This is a genomic window from Streptomyces cinerochromogenes, from assembly GCF_014648635.1.
Taxonomy (GTDB): Bacteria; Actinomycetota; Actinomycetes; order Streptomycetales; family Streptomycetaceae; genus Streptomyces; species Streptomyces cinerochromogenes.
Map to the genome: position 1 here is coordinate 56,514 of NZ_BMRM01000033.1, position 16,179 is coordinate 72,692.

At 68.9% G+C, this 16,179-nt stretch carries 19 protein-coding genes and 1 pseudogene; 9 read left to right on the top strand and 11 right to left on the bottom strand.

The window, feature by feature from the left end; genetic code table 11:
- Positions 1 to 597 precede the first annotated feature (597 nt).
- Positions 598 to 807, bottom strand: coding sequence for a hypothetical protein (locus IEZ20_RS38115; RefSeq protein WP_189307485.1), 210 nt, complete (start codon positions 805 to 807; stop codon positions 598 to 600).
- Positions 808 to 1,078: 271 nt separating this feature from the next.
- Positions 1,079 to 1,678: a TetR/AcrR family transcriptional regulator gene (locus IEZ20_RS38120; protein WP_189307511.1), complete on the bottom strand. Its 600-nt coding sequence runs from the start codon at positions 1,676 to 1,678 to the stop codon at positions 1,079 to 1,081.
- 55 nt (positions 1,679 to 1,733) lie between these two features.
- On the opposite strand from IEZ20_RS38120, the gene IEZ20_RS38125 reads away from it, so the two are divergent.
- A complete protein-coding gene (locus tag IEZ20_RS38125; RefSeq protein ID WP_189307487.1) occupies positions 1,734 to 2,198 on the top strand; it encodes an SRPBCC family protein in 465 nt (154 codons plus the stop codon).
- A 176-nt stretch (positions 2,199 to 2,374) separates the two neighbouring features.
- Here the strand turns inward: IEZ20_RS38125 and IEZ20_RS40245 are convergent, their stop codons facing one another.
- Genes IEZ20_RS40245 through IEZ20_RS38135 form a run of 3 tightly spaced genes read right to left on the bottom strand, consistent with a single transcriptional unit; the run spans position 2,375 to position 3,360 of the window.
- Positions 2,375 to 2,803, bottom strand: coding sequence for a transposase (locus tag IEZ20_RS40245; RefSeq protein ID WP_268253095.1), 429 nt, complete (start codon positions 2,801 to 2,803; stop codon positions 2,375 to 2,377).
- 18 nt (positions 2,804 to 2,821) lie between these two features.
- Positions 2,822 to 3,181: a transposase gene (locus tag IEZ20_RS40250; RefSeq protein ID WP_229896478.1), complete on the bottom strand. Its 360-nt coding sequence runs from the start codon at positions 3,179 to 3,181 to the stop codon at positions 2,822 to 2,824.
- A gap of 29 nt (positions 3,182 to 3,210) precedes the next feature.
- Positions 3,211 to 3,360: a hypothetical protein gene (locus tag IEZ20_RS38135; RefSeq protein WP_189307523.1), complete on the bottom strand. Its 150-nt coding sequence runs from the start codon at positions 3,358 to 3,360 to the stop codon at positions 3,211 to 3,213.
- 227 nt (positions 3,361 to 3,587) lie between these two features.
- Between IEZ20_RS38135 and IEZ20_RS38140 the strand changes: the two genes are divergently transcribed.
- A complete protein-coding gene (locus IEZ20_RS38140) occupies positions 3,588 to 4,124 on the top strand; it encodes a DUF4232 domain-containing protein (protein WP_189307489.1) in 537 nt (178 codons plus the stop codon).
- A 447-nt stretch (positions 4,125 to 4,571) separates the two neighbouring features.
- Here the strand turns inward: IEZ20_RS38140 and IEZ20_RS38145 are convergent, their stop codons facing one another.
- The 3 genes from IEZ20_RS38145 to IEZ20_RS38155 form a co-directional block, all read right to left on the bottom strand.
- Positions 4,572 to 4,814 carry an XRE family transcriptional regulator gene (locus IEZ20_RS38145; RefSeq protein ID WP_189307513.1) on the bottom strand — a complete coding sequence of 81 codons (243 nt, stop codon included), beginning with the start codon at positions 4,812 to 4,814 and terminating at the stop codon, positions 4,572 to 4,574.
- A 391-nt stretch (positions 4,815 to 5,205) separates the two neighbouring features.
- Positions 5,206 to 5,907, bottom strand: coding sequence for a class I SAM-dependent methyltransferase (locus IEZ20_RS38150; protein ID WP_189307491.1), 702 nt, complete (start codon positions 5,905 to 5,907; stop codon positions 5,206 to 5,208).
- A gap of 108 nt (positions 5,908 to 6,015) precedes the next feature.
- Complete coding sequence (locus IEZ20_RS38155; protein ID WP_189307515.1) at positions 6,016 to 6,438, bottom strand: glycine-rich domain-containing protein; 423 nt, start codon at positions 6,436 to 6,438, stop codon at positions 6,016 to 6,018.
- 331 nt (positions 6,439 to 6,769) lie between these two features.
- Between IEZ20_RS38155 and IEZ20_RS38160 the strand changes: the two are divergent.
- The 6 genes and pseudogenes from IEZ20_RS38160 to IEZ20_RS38180 all read left to right on the top strand — a co-directional run.
- Positions 6,770 to 7,102: pseudogene (locus IEZ20_RS38160) on the top strand (transcriptional regulator); the annotation flags it as partial.
- Between the two features lie 44 nt (positions 7,103 to 7,146).
- Positions 7,147 to 7,281: a DUF6207 family protein gene (locus IEZ20_RS40255; RefSeq protein WP_229896480.1), complete on the top strand. Its 135-nt coding sequence runs from the start codon at positions 7,147 to 7,149 to the stop codon at positions 7,279 to 7,281.
- 714 nt (positions 7,282 to 7,995) lie between these two features.
- Positions 7,996 to 9,201, top strand: a complete 1,206-nt coding sequence (locus tag IEZ20_RS38165; RefSeq protein WP_189307493.1) for an acyl-CoA dehydrogenase family protein — start codon at positions 7,996 to 7,998, stop codon at positions 9,199 to 9,201.
- Positions 9,202 to 9,549: 348 nt separating this feature from the next.
- Positions 9,550 to 9,837 carry a hypothetical protein gene (locus IEZ20_RS40260; protein ID WP_229896481.1) on the top strand — a complete coding sequence of 96 codons (288 nt, stop codon included), beginning with the start codon at positions 9,550 to 9,552 and terminating at the stop codon, positions 9,835 to 9,837.
- A 522-nt stretch (positions 9,838 to 10,359) separates the two neighbouring features.
- Positions 10,360 to 10,899 (top strand): DUF6368 family protein, encoded by a 540-nt coding sequence (locus tag IEZ20_RS38175; protein WP_189307495.1) that lies wholly within the window; start codon positions 10,360 to 10,362, stop codon positions 10,897 to 10,899.
- A gap of 280 nt (positions 10,900 to 11,179) precedes the next feature.
- Positions 11,180 to 11,665: a hypothetical protein gene (locus tag IEZ20_RS38180; RefSeq protein ID WP_189307497.1), complete on the top strand. Its 486-nt coding sequence runs from the start codon at positions 11,180 to 11,182 to the stop codon at positions 11,663 to 11,665.
- Between the two features lie 86 nt (positions 11,666 to 11,751).
- On the opposite strand, the gene IEZ20_RS38185 is transcribed toward IEZ20_RS38180, so the two are convergent.
- Both IEZ20_RS38185 and IEZ20_RS38190 read right to left on the bottom strand, forming a co-directional pair.
- On the bottom strand, positions 11,752 to 12,225 hold the full coding sequence (locus IEZ20_RS38185) for a hypothetical protein (RefSeq protein WP_189307499.1): 474 nt from the start codon (positions 12,223 to 12,225) through the stop codon (positions 11,752 to 11,754).
- A gap of 171 nt (positions 12,226 to 12,396) precedes the next feature.
- The gene (locus tag IEZ20_RS38190; protein ID WP_189307501.1) at positions 12,397 to 13,293 is read right to left on the bottom strand and encodes a LysR family transcriptional regulator; all 897 of its coding nucleotides are present in this window, start codon (positions 13,291 to 13,293) and stop codon (positions 12,397 to 12,399) included.
- 98 nt (positions 13,294 to 13,391) lie between these two features.
- On the opposite strand from IEZ20_RS38190, the gene IEZ20_RS38195 reads away from it, so the two are divergent.
- The gene (locus IEZ20_RS38195; RefSeq protein WP_189307503.1) at positions 13,392 to 13,757 is read left to right on the top strand and encodes a YybH family protein; all 366 of its coding nucleotides are present in this window, start codon (positions 13,392 to 13,394) and stop codon (positions 13,755 to 13,757) included.
- Positions 13,758 to 14,641: 884 nt separating this feature from the next.
- Here the strand turns inward: IEZ20_RS38195 and IEZ20_RS38200 are convergent.
- Positions 14,642 to 15,679 carry a helix-turn-helix domain-containing protein gene (locus IEZ20_RS38200; RefSeq protein ID WP_189307517.1) on the bottom strand — a complete coding sequence of 346 codons (1,038 nt, stop codon included), beginning with the start codon at positions 15,677 to 15,679 and terminating at the stop codon, positions 14,642 to 14,644.
- Positions 15,680 to 16,179 lie beyond the last annotated feature (500 nt).

Genomic DNA, 16,179 nt, shown 5'->3' on the forward strand with positions numbered 1-16,179 from the left:
TCGAGCTGCTGCCCGTGCGCTGACAGGCCATCACCCCCGCCGGCATCACAATCCACCACCGCACCTACGACCACGATCTCCTCGCCCCGTACCGCGGCCAGGCCTCCCCCGTCGCCGACCGGGACGACAGCCAGCGGCATGAGGCCGGCCTGGCTGATGCCCTCGACCAGCTCATGCGCCGCGTCCACAGCGGCCACGCCCCCACCACCGAACAAGCTCTCCTCGCCCGCGCCACCACGCTCCCGGTCCCCGCCGCAAGGCACCCGCACTACGGCACCGACCCCAATAACCGGCGAGTCAGCGCAGCACGGAAAGGACGACAGCATCGACGACCTCCTCCCCTCCTCCTCCCCCCGGAGGACGACACCCGCCCCGCCGCAACCGCCGGATTCGGGTTCTACGACGAATACCAGGAAGCCGACAAGTGATGAACCCCGCCCCCGCCCCACAGCGCACCCGCCGACGCGGGCAGCGGCAACACGGCCGAACCTTCCTGGCCCCTGCCCACCTGGCAGGGCTGGCACCACCCCGCCACCACCAACCCGCCCGCCCCGCCCCATCCCGACGACCCGCCCCGCAACCGCGACGAACGCCCGTTCAGCGGGCGAGGGCGATGGTGATGGGCGTGTTGGAGCACCGGTCGAGCTGGCCGACCAGGGCGTCACGCTCGACAGTGTCGATGCCCAGGCCCCAGCGGATTTTGTCGGCGACCCAGTCGGTGACGTACTGGCAGCGGTGACCGGCAGCCGAGGGAAGCCAGGTGGCGGGGTCCTGGTCCGCCTTCGACCGGTTCGACGCCGCCGACACCTCGGCGAACGTCCCGTACGCCTCGGCCTGCTCATCGCTCAGAAATCACCGATACCTCCGGGTCTGCGTCCGCGGTGATGCCACCCATCCATCGGCGCTCTGCAGAGTCGCGGTCCGGGCGTTGTGGTCGTACACCGGAGCCATGGAGCTACGCTCCCCGGTGACGCCGATGCTGGCGCAGGGACGGGACCACCTGCCCGGGCCCGGGGCACTCCCGGCGGCCTCGCCCTCGAGCTGAAACTCGACGGTTCAGGCCTGATCGGTGATCTCCTCACTCCGAGCCGTAGTACAGCCGGAGGAACTCCTCCATCGCCGCGTCGACGCCGGCGCGGTCACCGGTGGCGAGCAGGTCCAGCAGCAGGCCGCGGACGGCGGCGAGTCCCAGCCTGGCCCGGTTCCGGGCCACGGCAGGGTCCGCCCCCGCCCCGACCTCGGCGGCCACGAGCGGTTCCAGCCAGTCCGTCACCAGCCCTTCGAGGACCGGGGCGGCCTCGGGGCGGCCGCGCAGCGCGTGCCCGCAGATTTCGAAGAAGAGCCGCTCCTGACCGGCCAGCCGAGGGGCCGTAAGCTGCCGCCACAGCAGCCGCGCGACATCGGCGGGCGAGAGACCGGGCTCCAGGCGGAGCCGGGACAGCACGTCGCGCTGGCGTCGCTCCGACGTCCGGACGATCTCAGCGAGCAGCTGTTCCTTGGAGCCGAAGTAGTGGATCAGCATGCGGTGGCTGACGCCGATCGCGGCGCCCAGCCTGCGCAGGCTCAGGTCCGCGATGCCGTGTGCCGCGACGTGGTCGACAGCCGCGTCCACCAGTTGTGCGCGCCGAGCCCCATGCGCGCCTTGCTCGGCCTCGCCCTCGGGATGCGAGTCGTCCATGGTCACCACGTCACGACTGTACCAATCGGTACATGGCGCATGTACCGTGCGGTACATGAAGTCTGTCATCGTGTCGATCGACGTACCTCAGACTCCCGAGCAGGTCTACGGCTTCCTCGACGTCATGGCGAACCACGAGCGGTTCACCGACCACTACCTGACCAACTGGCGCTACACCGGTCCGGCCAGGGGCATCGGATCGTGCGCCACGGTCACCGCCGCGCTGGGCGGCACGAAGACCGACGTCACCATCGATGTCGTCGAGGCCGAGGCCCCTCGGCGCATCGTCGAACGCAACGTCAGCGCGGCCGGCCGGCGGCAGGGCCGCGGCACCTACACCATCGAACCGCTGCCCACCGGCGGGGCCCGCGTATCGTTCACGTACACGTGGGTACGCGCCCCGCTCGCCGACCGGCTGCTGGCCCCTGTCGTACGGGCCACGATGCGGCACGCCAACCGCACGGTCATGCGACGCCTGGCCACCGAGTTGGCTTGCCACGTGTCCGCCGCCGAATCCTGACGGCGGTAGGTGCCGCCCCTTCTTCCCGGCGCAGGCCCGACACCCACCGGGGCCCTGCCACAGCGAAACCCATGACAGCCAGCGACCAGACCCGCTAACCGCCCCACAACAGCCGCTTGGTCACCCCATGACCGCGACCACAACCCCGCCCCACACCCACTACCAGGACACCCGCATCACGATTCCGCTGACAACCACCCACTGCCACCCCACCACCCACTCACAGCAGCAGAGCCGCCACACCGTCCCCCGAGCGAGTCGAGCAGCTCTCCAACATCGGCATGCGCTGGACCTGACTGTGAGCGGGACCGGACCTGGCCGCCCCGCCGCTGAGGCACCGCGCGTGCTGCTGGAGGCCGCCCGCCGGCCTTCCCCCGCCGCTTGCGGTGGGCGGCCTGGTCGGCAGGCTCCGGGATCGTGCAGCGGATTCCGCGCTTTCGAAGGTAGGCCCGGTTGGCGCGGGAGGAGAACGCCTTGTCGCCCCGCACCCGCAGCGGCCGGACACGGGGACGGCCCGGTCCGGTGCGGGACGCCCTGATGCCTTCCATGACGGCGGCGAACTGAGGACTGTCGCCGCGCTGACCTGCGGTGACCAGCAGAGACAGCGGCCGTTGGCCCTGTTCTCAGGTGAGAAAGCCTCCCCGTGACCGACCCAGACCGTGGTCATCTGGCTCGGTGCGGGATCCGCCCAGCGGTTCCTTCTGGGCCGGTCCGTCGCGGCGGGCGCCTGCGGCCTGCTGATGGGCCTGGCAGATCGTGGAGTCGACGTTGACCTCCCACGTGATCAGCCCGTCCGCGTCTACCCGGGCCTGCAGCCGGGTCAGCAGTTCGGCGCCGTCGCATTGCCAGCCGCGGAAGAGTCCGTAGACCGTCTGCCAAGGCCCGTACTCCGACGGCAGATCCCGCCACGGAGCATCGGTCCGCACCCGCCACCGAATGCCGTCTGTCAGCTTCCGCTGGCCCAACGACGGCCGCCCTAGCACCGCGACCGGGCATCTCGACGGACTGGGCCTCAGGCGCCGATGCTGGCCTCGCTGCTGTTCGCCGATCCCAGCTTCGCCGTGGTGGGCTCCCCCGCGGCGGCGGCCGCGCCGCAGTGGGGGCTGCTGGAGACGGTGGGCGAACGGGAGCGGGAGCGGGCGCCGGCCTGGCAGCGGCACATCCGCGAGATCGAGACCGGACTGCCCGACGGCCCGGCCAGCGGTGCCGTGGGACCGGTCCCCGGCGGGCTCCCGGCCCCGGGGGGGGTGTCCCAGGCGGCGCCCCACCGTACGCGGCAGAAACGTTGCCCGCCGCAACGAACCTCCGCCGGACATCGAGCGTCTACAGGTGCGTGGGTGCGCACTGACCTCGCGCACCGAGTCGTATTCGAGGGGAACCGAACAGGTCATGAAGACCAAAACGGCCACCGTGGCCCTTGCGGCGATCGTCGCCGCCGGCACCGCCGCCGTCCCGGCCTCGGCCGCCACCGCCAAGGCCGCGCCGACGCGTTGCCACACCACTGACCTGAAGGCCGGTTTCGCCACCGGGGACGACGCGAAGCCGGACATGGGGCGGACCGGCACGCAGACGCAGGCGTTCATCTGGTTCACCAATAAGAGCAACCGCACCTGCACCCTGTCCGGCTTCGCCGGTGTCGACATGGTCGGCGCCCAGAAGACTGACGGCACCTGGTCCCTGACGCGCTCCTCCAAGAGGCCCACGAAGATCACCCTGGGGCGGGGGGACACGACGGACTTCAGCATCAACCTGCTCCCCGTTGCCAGGTCCACGCCGCAGAAGAAGAAGTTCGTCCCCGCGACGTTCCTGGTCACCCCGCCGAACGAGACGAAGCACTTCACCCTGAAGTGGCCGTTCGGCGGCCAGATCCTGAAGCAGGACGGCGCCACCCACCCGGGCACCTACCTCAACCCGATCGGACAGTAACCCCCCGCGACCGCGCAGTCGGGGCCCCACGAGGGCTTCGACCGCGCGGCGCTCGCCCATCGCCCGCGAGCCCTCGGCGACCTGGTTCGGGCCAGGGCGAGATATCCAGCAGACCGGCCTCACCAACGCAAGCACCCCGATGTTCCTGCCTACTGGTGAACCGCGGGCAGCGAACCGGAACCCCAGACCCGCGGCCGGCCGTTTGCCTCGCGGGTGCCCGCACTGCTGGACGGATGGGCCGAGGCGGTGCAGGCGACCGTCCGGGCGGCGCGCGCTGGGTCAGTACCTCATGCAGGTGGAGGGGCGCGGCGGGTGGCTTCACGGGCGGCGTGGAAGGCATCCGGGCATGTCCTGGACTCTGCCCGAGCCGATGCTCACCATCGCAATGAACACCCCCGACCTGTCGCCGGGCTGGGCGGCTGAGCCGAAGTGGGACGGCTTCCGTGCTCAGCTCGCCGCGGTCGTTACGGCACAGCGTTCCTGGCTTACCTGCAGTACCTCATGCAGCGGCAGGGCCAATGCCGTAGCCAGTTCTGTGACTTCTTTGGGCGTCGGGCGAACAGGGCCTTCGGTCCCGTCTTCGATGAACGCTCGGATCCGTGGAGTGCGGATTCCGGTGGCGTAGGCGAGCGCCTCGGCACTCAGGTGATGCCGGCGCATCGCATCCACGAGCAGCTCAGCCAGATGCATGGTCAACCTCCGAGACGGTAGGGCCGCAGGCGCCTCCACATGCTGCCGCGCCTGCCGGCCGACTGAACGCATGCCTCCCCGTATGCCCGTTGCGCTGCGGCATGAACGAGCGCTACTCCTTATGGGCGCAATGGGCCGGGCCGCTCATGCAGCAGAGCAGGCTGCAGCGGGAGCACGGTGGTGCCGCGGGCGACGGTCCCCTGGCCGCCGGTTTGAGGCGAGGAGGCTGGAGGGCCGTGTGTCATGACTGGAGCTTTGACCGAGCCGGCCGGCCAGCGCGTCCCTAGCTTGCCCCGGCCAGTCGTGGAGGCTCTCGCTTGCAGGGGTCCGTTCCAGGTGTGCAGCAGCTTCAGCTCGTCGTCGGACGTCGCTGGCGAGGCTGTGTCCTGTGCTAGGACGGGTGGTATGCGCTCACCAGCAGGGTGTCGGCGGTGCGCGGTCCGCTGTTGGTGGCAGGGAGCACGTCGATGGTGATGTTGGTGAATCCGGCCTCGTCGAGCAGCTTGGTCCACACGTGCTCCTGGAGGACCCAGCGGCGCATGGTGGTGGCTTCGCCGTCCGGTGTCTTTGCCGGGATGTCGGCAGCCACGGCATCGGGCTGGGCGGGCGTCCCGCTCAGGTAGTGGGCGAGGGTCGCGAACACCAGATGCCCGCCCGGTTTGAGGGAGGTTGCCGCCGCGGGCAGCAACTCGCGGGGGTCGGTGAAGTCCACGGCGCCGAAGACGCTGTACAGCGCGTCGTACGCGCCGGGCATCGCCCGCAGGTGGGACACCGCGTCGGACTGCACGATCCGCAGGCGGGGGGCCAGGTGGGCGTAGAGGTCGGTTGCCATGGCGTGCTGGGCGGGCGAGGCGTCGACGGCGGTGACCTCGGCGGGCTGGTGGTGGACCGCCAGGTGTGCTGCGTGCCGGGCGGTGCCGGCGCCGAGGTCGCCCACGCAGCGGCCGGTCAGGTGGCCGAGGACCTCAGGGCCAGGTCCGGTGTCCTGGCCCCAGCTCCAGGAGAAGGTGGCGGGAACGGTGCGGTCACGGGTGGCGCGGGCGCAGCCGTAGTGGTGCCAGAGGTCTGCGGTGCTGCTGGTCACCCGAACCATCCTGGCGGCCGGGAGCGGGCCGCGGGCCGGTTCGCCGAAATCTCACCCGGGCGTGCTCTCGGGCCCCTCTCGTGTGGCCGGCGCCCGGGGAGCTCGCCATTGGGGTGGTCAGTGCGAGTCGTTGCCGGGGTGGCACGGGCCGCAGTCGGCGTCCGTCCACAGCGGCAGGACGACCTCCCAGCCGTCGACGGCGACGATGTGGGCCGCCTTCAGCACGGAGCCATCGTTCTTCATGTCCACCTTGGGCACGTGGTGCAGGAACTGTCCGGCGTTGTACTTCTCGCACAGTTCGGCGTACGCGACGGTGTCGAGGATGACCGTGTGGACGCCGATGTCGACGAGCTTGCTGGGTGCCAGCCCCAGCGACTGGCCCCGGTGGTTCATCGCGGTCAGCAGGTAGGCGTAGCCCTGGCCGAGGACCCGGGCGGCCATGACCGAGTCATAGGGGTAGTCCCGCATGAGGAGCCCGACCTGCTTGTCCCACAGGCCGGCCGGCACTAGGTCGCGTGCGGAGCGGACCGGGACGGTCATCGGGTCGGCGGCCGCGGGAGATGCAACAGCGGTGTTGGTTGCCATGGTGTGCCTCCGATGGACGGGTGCCCCACGGCGCGGGGCTGTGCGTCCAGCACACCGGACCAACGAGCTTCTCGGCGATCAACTCTCTTTGTGTGCATGGTGTTTGCACGTCGTGCAAGCGGCTCGACGCGGCCCAGCCGGCGCCCGTAGCGTGGAGGGGCCCCTGTCTGTGCGGTGTGGGAGGGACGCGTGCCCGTTGACCCGCTCTGGAACAGCACGACAGCACTGCAGTCAGCCGCGCAGCGGCGCCCCAGCGCGCTCATCCGGATCGGACGCCGGCACCGCCATCAGCCCAGCCGCCGTCGACCTGTACGCGGTCGGCGTGCACTGGGCACTCGGTGACGTCGGCGCCGCACTCGACGCCGGGAAGAACCTGCGGCCCGAGCACTTCCCGACCGCCGAACGCAAAGCCCGGCTGGGCACCGACATGGCACGCGCCTGGTGGGCCTGGCAGCGGCCCGAACAGACCACCCGCGCACTGCTGGACGCCTACCGCGCCAGCCCCGGCGAAGTCCGCGACCGGCCCGCCATCCGCCGCATCGTCACCGAACTCACCGATCGACACCCACGCACCAGCGGCGTACGCGAGCTGCATACCGCCGTGACACAGGCCCTCTGACGACCGTGCGGCACCGGCGCGCAGCCGCACAGGGGGCGTTGCGCTTGAGCGCCTTCTGCCTGCGGCCCTGCAGCCACCTTCTCCAAGGCGTCCAGGAAGCGTTCGCGTTGCTGTGGGCGACCACCGCGGTGGAACGCCCCACACGAGAGGCCGGGCAGCCGGGCGTACGGCTGCGCTGATACCTGGACATGCACCAAACACCGAGCTGACCGGCGCTGGCCGGGCCTGCGCCGTTCAGCGGGCGAGGGTGTCGGTGATGGGCGTGTTGGAGCACCGCCGAAGCTGGCCGACCAGGGCGTCGCGGTCGGTGCTCAAGGCGAAGACTTGCCGCCGGTGTGTGTTCCCGGTGGTCGCAGGCAGGCGCTGGGAGGCGGGCTGCGGTGGTCGGCGACCACCCGCAGACACGTGGCCACCGGGTCGAACACACAGTCGGGCCTGCAAGCCCGCGGACAGCCGGCATGGCATCGGATCCACGGCAAGAGCAGATCTCCCAGTGCACCCCGGCATCCTGAAGCAGGAACACGCTGGGCCGGCCGAGCCCGTATTTCCGGTCCCAGCGCCTTGCGGTGCTGGGTTCGATTCGGCTTGAGTCACCGCCGCGAGCGGTTCAGAGCCCTGGTGAGTGGCGCCTTCCCGACGGCCACGGCTGTCAACAGCCATTTCCTTCTCCCCGTCAGCCTCCCAACCCGTGGGGAACCGACGACACAAGCAACCACCCACGGAAAGTCCGCGAATGCGGGGGTCGTCCTTCTTGACGAGGCTGCAGGGCCGCACTTTCGGTCCTGTGCAGCAAGTGGCCCGTACCAGAGTCACGGGCAGGCATACGGGTACGGTGCCGGTACTGGCCGCTGGCCTCTTGCCTGCCCCTTTCACATGTGACGGAGGGACCTCCCATGACGATGGGTGCCGCGGAACCTGCCCCAGACATCGAGCAGGCCACGCTGCCCGGACGGGCCGCAGCCTTGGTCGAGTTACTCCGGCGCAATGCAGCCCGCACCGATCAGGACCGCTGTGTTGCTCCGGAGAACATCGCGGCACTCGATGGGGCCGGCCTGTTCAGCCTCACCGTTCCCCAGCGGCTCGGGGGCCATCAGGCGTGTATCCGCACGCTGGTCCAAGTGGGTTCGGAACTCGGCCGCGGCTGCGGATCGACTGCCTGGACCACCAGCCTGATCAACATCTCGGGCTGGCTCATCGGCCTCTACCCCCAACGCACGCAGCGTGAGGTCTACGCCCAGGACCCCGGCACCCGTGCCTGTGCTGTCCTGCCACCCCATGGGACCGGCAGGACGGCCGACGCGGGCACCATCGTCAGCGGACGGTGGGGGTTTGCCTCCGGTTGTCTGCACGCCCGATGGGCGCTGCTCGGCATGACGCTCACGGGCGAGTGCGGCGAGCGCGGAGACCAAGCACTGGCCCTGGTCCCCATGAACCAGTTGACGATCGAGGACACCTGGCAGGTTGCCGGGATGCGCGGCACCGGCAGCAACACCCTCATCGCCGACGGCGTCGTTGTCCCGGCCCACCGCATCCTGTCGGTGACACACGCGCTGCAGGGCACTTACCCGACCGAGTTCAAGGACGAGGCCCTCTACCGTGCGGCGTTCGTCCCGACGCTCGCCCTGTCACTCGCCGGCCCACTGCTGGGCCTGGCCCGCGGCGCGATGGAACTGGTGCTGGCATCCCTCGCCACCGGCCGGGGCATTTCGCATACGCACTACGCACAGGCACGCGAGGCACCCTCCACCCAGATGCAACTCGCCGAGGCAGCATCATTGATCGACACCGCAACCCTGCACCTGCTGCGTGCCGCGGACGATGTCGACAACTGGGCGGCGAGCGGCCAGTACATGCCCCTGGTCAACCGGACCCGGGCGCGCATGGACATCGGCACAGTCGCCCGCTGCGCACGAGAGGCACTCGACCTGCTGCTGAATGTCCACGGGGCCCGGAGTTTCGCCGAGGACAGTCCGCTGCAGCGCATGTGGCGGGATCTGGAGACTGGTACGCGGCATGCCATGGTCAACCCTGCCATCGCGACCGAGATGTACGGCCGGGCCCTGCTCGGTATCGAAGACCAGATCACCCCTCTGATCTGAACGAAACGCGCCCCGACGACGGCCGAGACTTGGCCACGGGCTTTCGCGAACCGGAATGCACGAAGGCGCAGTCCCGGACGACTACGGTCGATTGACGGACTACGGTCGATTGGACGGTGGGTCCGCCGCCAATCCCCCACCCACCGAGGGGTGTACAGCGTCCCGTGATGGCTGGTCACTCTGTCGGCCGGGAGGGTAGGTTCCTGTCCGGCCGGTGATCACCGGCCGTAGATCGCATGACAGGCCGCACGAAGTGGTGGACGTGACCACGCCGCCGCCGATGTGCTCTGCGGTCTGCAGAACTGGGCGTCCATGACTACGTACCACCGCGCGTTCACTGCTGCGGGCATGCTTGCCGCCAGTGCCGCGCTCGGCCTCGGCGCGAGGCCGGCCGGCGCCACCGGCTCATCCCTTCCCTACGGGCCCGGCCCCCAGGACCACTACACCGTGCAGAAGCAGCCGCCACCGGGCACCTGCCACTACCGGCACGACCACACCCAGCCGCTGCCCGACAGCCACTGCACCCCCGGTGCACTGAACCCGAAGGTCACCACCCAGACCCTCAAGGCCACCATCTGCGACCCCCACGGGTACACCTCGAAAATCCGTCCCCCCAGCCTCGGTGACAGGCCGTGAGAAGATCGCGAACGCTGCCTCCTAGGACTACAAAACCGACAAGGCGAGCCTGCACGACGCCGAGTACGACCACCTGGTCTCACTGCAACTGGGCGGGGACCCGAACGATCCCCGCAACCTCTGGGTAGAACCGCCGAGCCCCGGGCACAGGCCGGGCGCCGGCCCGAACAACGACAAGGACAAAGTCGAGACCCGCCTACACACAGCCATCTGCAACGGACGGGTCACCCTCACAGCAGCCCAGCAAGCCATCGCCTCAGACTGGTCACCGCTGAACAACGACTCGGTCTGAAGTAACAGCCACCCCCGCTGCAGAACTGCACGCGCCTGCGCCCGGCCGTCCGGGGCCACACACTGCCGGCCTTACTGCAGGATGCGTGAAGGTACCGCACACCAACTGGCGCATCAGTACGGACGGGTTTGGCGTTGTTCGCGAGTTTGGGCTCTGGCTCACCTTCTGTGATGCGTGCACGCTGAGTAATGAGGTGGGAAGGACGGTTCCGGCTGGTTAGGCTCCGAGCCATGAGTGGACCGGTGTTGGTGATCGAGTTGGCGCGGGCCGTCCCCGCTGCGATTCAGCAGCTCCGTGACCTTCTGGTTCGCTCCTCGGCACGGCTTGAGGAGAAGCGGGTCGGCGAGTACGACCTGAACATTCATGCGGAGAGCCTAGGTATCTCGGACACCGGGGGCGTGGACGGGCGGCGGCCCGTCCTGGTCTCCGCCATGGGGCCCAGCATCGGCGACGAGTCCGTCTTCGAAGCCGAGCACGCCGACGAAGTCGATCAGGAGCCCCTCATCGGCTTCACGCCGGCCCACGCCGTCCATGTCGTCGCCTTCTGTAACCGTCCAGTCGACCACGTCGTCACGGCCCTACTGACCGCCGCCGTCATGGACGTGACTGGTGGCGTTGTCAACGCCGAACTAGGTGAGGACCAGGTACCCATAGTGGCCGGTCTCCCCGGCGTCATCGCAATGACGACCGATCCGTGGCCCACCGCGTACGGTTCGGCGGAGTTCCTCAGAGCATGGGCTCGGCAGCCCGGCTTCCAGCTGCTGAAGTAGCCGGAACTCGGTCGTCCGGCTCAGGCGAGTAGTACCCGCTTGCGAGCCCACACCGATCCCCGACGCGCCGCTGGCCCGTGACGGCGCCGGCCTGGCCTGCTACGACGGGCAGCTCCACGCCGTCTACCCCCTTGCTGACAGCGACGCACTGCATCACCGCACGTGGACGAAGAAGGACGGCTGGAGCAAGGGCAAAGACCTCAAGGGGCGCGGGTCCAGCCACGCCCCAGCCCTGCTGACGTTTTCCTCCGGGCCTGCAGGGGCGGAGACCGAGGCGCTGATGCTGGTCGGCCGCGGTGTCTACCGCCGACCCGAGCGTGTCTTGGCCGAGCGGCCCGAGCCGGTGGAGGAGCCCAAGCCCGTCCCGCCGACCATGGCCCACGTAGTGTCATGGGGCGAGACAGCCTCGGGGGCGAAGGTGACCGACTACGGCAACGACGCCTGGTCCCGCGTCACCCACCAGGTCTCCCTCACTCCCGCCATCCTCAAGAACGGCAACAAGGCGCTGATCGCGGCGTGGGCCGCGACCGCTCAGTACTACTGGGGCTCCGCCCATTACCGGGACGGCAACGCCCCCTACGGACAGGCATCGATCAAGGGAACCCTGTGGCTGAACAAGGAAGGCACCAGCCTCCTCCTTGAATCCAGGGACTTTGACCAGAGGGTGGACTCGTCCGGGAACCTCCACGTCGAGGTCCTCTTCCCCGACCTGGAACCCGGCACCTACATCCTGACCAACAGCAGCTCCCGAACCATCAAGGAGTAGGGCTACTGGTTCGCCCCCACCGCCGGCTCCACCCACGACACCCAGTACTACGCACGCGTTTGCATGCAGCAGGGGCAGGGTCACCCTCAAGGTCTGACCCGCATCGGCACCGGCCCCGAGTCCCCGCAGCCACCGGCCGCGGGACCCGACTCCTCGCCTGCCGTGGCGGACGGCCTCTCTGTCGTCAAACGACCGCGAAGACCGGCGATGTCCGCACCGCCCACCTGGAAGGCCGCTCGATCGCCGCCCTCGCCCGCGACCACACCGCCACCACGGTGGACACCCCGGCCGTGGAGCTCCTGGTCACCCTCGACATGCCGGGCAAGGTCGCCGACTTCCTCCCCACCACCGAACTCGAGCCCGCCGAGCGGATCGCGCTCGACCAGGGGGCGACCGTACGGCGCGGCCAGAGCTACACCCTGCGCGTCACCGCCGTTCCGGCCGTGCACCGCAAGCTCCTCGCCCGCTGCCAGCCGCTCGACGGCACCCTGGGCGTCCGGCGCGGTTCCGGCCCAGCGCAAGGCCCGCCGCGAATACGAGAACCGCGTCAGCGCATTCACGCCCTGACCGTGATCGCTCTCAGCGTCAACCGCTGTAGCGATGTTCCCCGAGGCCCTAGAGGCCCGCGAGTTCGCGGAAACTGAAGGCCAGTCGGCGGGAACCCGAGGGTCTGTTGCCTCACATTTGGGGGATGGCCCCGTGGGTTTGTAGTGAAGCCGCTGGGTCGGCCTCTACTGGTGCACCCCCACAAAGTCCGTGAAGGCTTGTCGGCTGTGCACGAGCAGCTCGCGTACCGAGGGGTTGTGTGCGCTCTTCCAGATCAGAGCGAGCAATGCTGGTGTTTCGACATCATCGATGGTGCGGGCGGTGAGCCGGTCGCGGTAGCTGGCGGCCATCGAGTTGCTGAGGATGGCGACGCCGAGCCCGCGGGCGGCGAGGTCTGCAATGGCATCCGCGGCGCTGGCTTGTAGCGCGATCGAGGGTTGGAGGCTCTGTGCGGCGCAAGCCTGGTCAAATACGGCGCGCAGGCCGGTGCCGAGTGGCATGCACACGATCGGGTAGGCAATCAGGTCGCGTAGGGTGACCCGTCGCTGTTTCGCCAAGGGGTGCCCGCCCGGGACTGCCGCGATGAGCCGTTCGCTGATGATTGTCAGCGCGTCCAGCCCGTCGGGGGTGGCCGTTGCGGTCCCGATGAGTGCCAAGTCGACGGCGCCGGTACGTACCCCTTCGGCAAGCCGGTCGGAGCTGTCCTCCAGCAGTGAGATCTCCACACCGGGATGCGCCTGGTGAAATTCGGCGAGGGCTTCGAAGAGCGGGGTGAGGGTGCAGCCGATGACCATCCCAACGGTGAGCCGGCCCCGGATCAGGTCGGTCACCTCGCCCACTGCCTGGCCGACTGCCCCCGCTGCGGCGAGTGCGGCGCGGGCGTGTTCGAGTGCGGCCTTCCCCGCGACGGTGAGGGTGACGGTTCGGGCCGACCGGTCGAACAGTTCGGCACCGAGTTCCCGTTCGAGCTGGCGGATCTGGGCGCTGACGCCGGACTGACTGATGTGCACCCGCTCGGCCGCACGGGTGAAGTTCTGCTCTTCGGCGACTGCGACGAAGTATTCCAGCTGCCTTAGTTCCATGCCTACGAATTCTAGTTTGCAGAAGATCCATCTGTTGGACTTCTGACTGGCGGGCGATCACGCTGAGAAGTGCCGGATCCCGACGTCAGGAGGAACCCATGCCGGAGTACGAGAAGGCGATGCGACCCGAGGACATCACCCGCTTGTTCGTTGAGCGATCCAATGCCGGTGACGCGGCCGGGGTCGCCGCGCTGTACGAAGAGGACGCAGTGATGGCCTACCCGCCCGGCGAGCTGACGGTGGGGCGGGATGCGATCCGTGCGCTATGGGAGAAGGTGCTGGCCAACGGTCCCCGCTTCGAGCCGGAACAGCCGCTGCCGACGTTGATCAGCGGCGACATCGCCCTCACCTCGACCCCACCCAAGGATGGGACCGGCGCGCGGGCGCAGGTCGTCAGGCGTCAGTCCGACGGAAGCTGGCTGCGCCTGCTCGACCAGCCCGAGTTCGTCCCGCCCACCCGCTGATCCCGTCGCCTCCGAAAGTTCGCAAGGACGGAGCCTGTTGAGTGGGACCTTGAGGGGCCATCGCTGACGCGATGGCCCCTCAAGATCGTGGTGACTTTGGCTCTGCCTCTCCTCACGGGTGTCCTCGCGGTCCGCCCCACGCCGCGTGACGGCCTCCACCAGCGCACCGCCCGGGCACGGCCGGACGGGTGTACCGGATCCTGCTCGCCGAATCCGACGCAGCTGGAGCCCGACTCGGACCGTGCGCACGGGGGCCCACGCGTGTACGGAGAGAAAAGGGGTGGTACCCCGGCATCCGTTGCCGGACGACCCGACCGACGACAGGCCGCCGGACGACAGGGCCAGTCCAGAAGGCGGCCGGAGAGCCCTGCACCGTCGATCAGACCCCTCCGGGCTGAGGGCCGGCTGCCGACGCCTGCATCGTCGCTACGAACGCAAGGCCGAGCACTTCCTCGCCTTCGTCGGTCTAGCAGCACTTCTGATCGGCTACCGTCGCCCGGCCAGGACCATCAGGGCCTGAGTCGTCTCTGCTGGGGATCGAAGCAGACCAGCCCCATCGAGTCGGCGAGGGCTGCCGCATAGGCGGACGCCTCTTCTGCCCTGTCCCACCGCAGCGCGAAGTAGATGACTGGGCCCCTGGCCTCACCGATCAATGGTCCCGCAGCCCAAGGGGACGTTTCCTCCACACCCTCGACGCATGAGGCAGGTCGAGTGCGGCAGGAGGGAACCAACAGGGCTCCTGGACGGCAGGTTGAGACTTCGAACACCTCACCCAACGGCACGGGAGCCCTGTCCGTTGCGGCACCGAGGTCATCACCCGATCGTTGGCCACGCTGAAAAGGCTCAGTGACTGACGAGTCGTTAGCACAGAGCACACAAATGAGTTAGCTGTGCCTCTGCTCGCGGGTGTGGTCGGCCGCAAGGCTGTTCCCGGAATAACCGGCCGAGGCGGAGCCATGGCGCCGGTAGTCCTTCGGAGGTATGCCGTATGCGTTACGGAACGCGCGGCTGAAGTCAGCGGCTTGGGGGTAGCCCCAGCGGGAGGCGATCAAGTGGATGGGAGTTCCGTGCAGCGCAGGGTCGGCCAGGTCGCGGCGGGCGTGTTCGAGACGCTGTCGCCGGATCCAGCCGGAAACTGTGAGTCCATGCTCCTGGAAGAGGCGGTGCAGGTAGCTGGTGGAGATGTGGTGTGCGGCGGCGATGGCAGGCGGCGTCAATTGCGGATCATGCAGGCGCCCTTGGACGAAGGCACGGATGCGCAGTACGAGGGTCTGTCGGTGGGTTTCCGGGGGGAGGGACCTGTCGGCTTCGAGGGCATGGGCGAACAGTGCAGAAAGTAGGTCCACCGCCACGGTTCCCAGTCGCGGTCCGTCGTCGGGCCGGTAGGAGCCGGAGTCCCGGTTCACCTGGGTGAGGAACTGGGCGAGCAGCGCCCCGATACCCTCACGCCCAGATAATCGCCGCACTCTCAGAGAGTCGATCGCGTTCTCCGGCAGTGGCAGCAGCTTCCGGGGGATGAAGAGCCCTGTTCCCAGGATCGTTTCCTCGTCGTGGCTGGTGATCGCCCGTATGAGGTGGGGCCGTGAGGTGTCGTGGAGAACCAGGTCGTACGGTTCGTATTCGGCTTCGTGATCGGAGCTGGTGAGCCCCATCGTCCCGCGCAGGTTGAGCGAGAGATGGTAGAACTCGGGGTCGGACTGCTGGATCAGCTTCTGCGTTCGCCGCAGTGTCATCGGCGAGTGCTCCATCGTCCACAGCTGTACGCCCCCCAGGTCCAGGATTCGCTGCGAAGCCGCGAAGTTGGCCGCTTGATCACTGTCGACCTCGGCCGGCACATACGTCCGTAAGACGTGCTCACGCCAGCGGACAAACCGGTCTGACACGAATACGTCCTGCGTACTGAAAGCCCTTTCGACCAGCATTCCTCTCCTCTGCTGTTCAGCAGGGAAGCCCTGCGCTGCGGCTTTCCGGTGGGCTTCTGTCCACCGGCGCAGCAGGCTCCGGCCCTCCGAGGGCATTATCCGGACTGCCCGGGACACCACCGACGCCACCTCTCCCGCCTCCCACTTCGAGGTGGGAAACCGGTCCTCGTCGCTCGCTTCCATCACGATGGCGGCGTGGGCCGACGCGCCTGCGGCGCCCGGCCTGTCTGCCGACCACATGAGCCCCGTGGTGAAGGCTTGGCACGCAGCCACCTGGCACAGCGCGTCGGCCGGGGCGAACAGCTCTTCCTTGATGGTCATGCACTCTCACAGGTTCACGTCGCGCTGGTTGGACGTGTGGGAACGCAGATCTTCGAGGCGCCAAGGTGGCGGGGCGGTCTGTGAGGTAGCCCTTGGCTGTTTTGTCACACCTGGCAGCGCATCGCGGCCTCGGACGGGCCCCGGTGCGGAAGAGCTTCGAGGAAGGCGGCCAGGAGGGC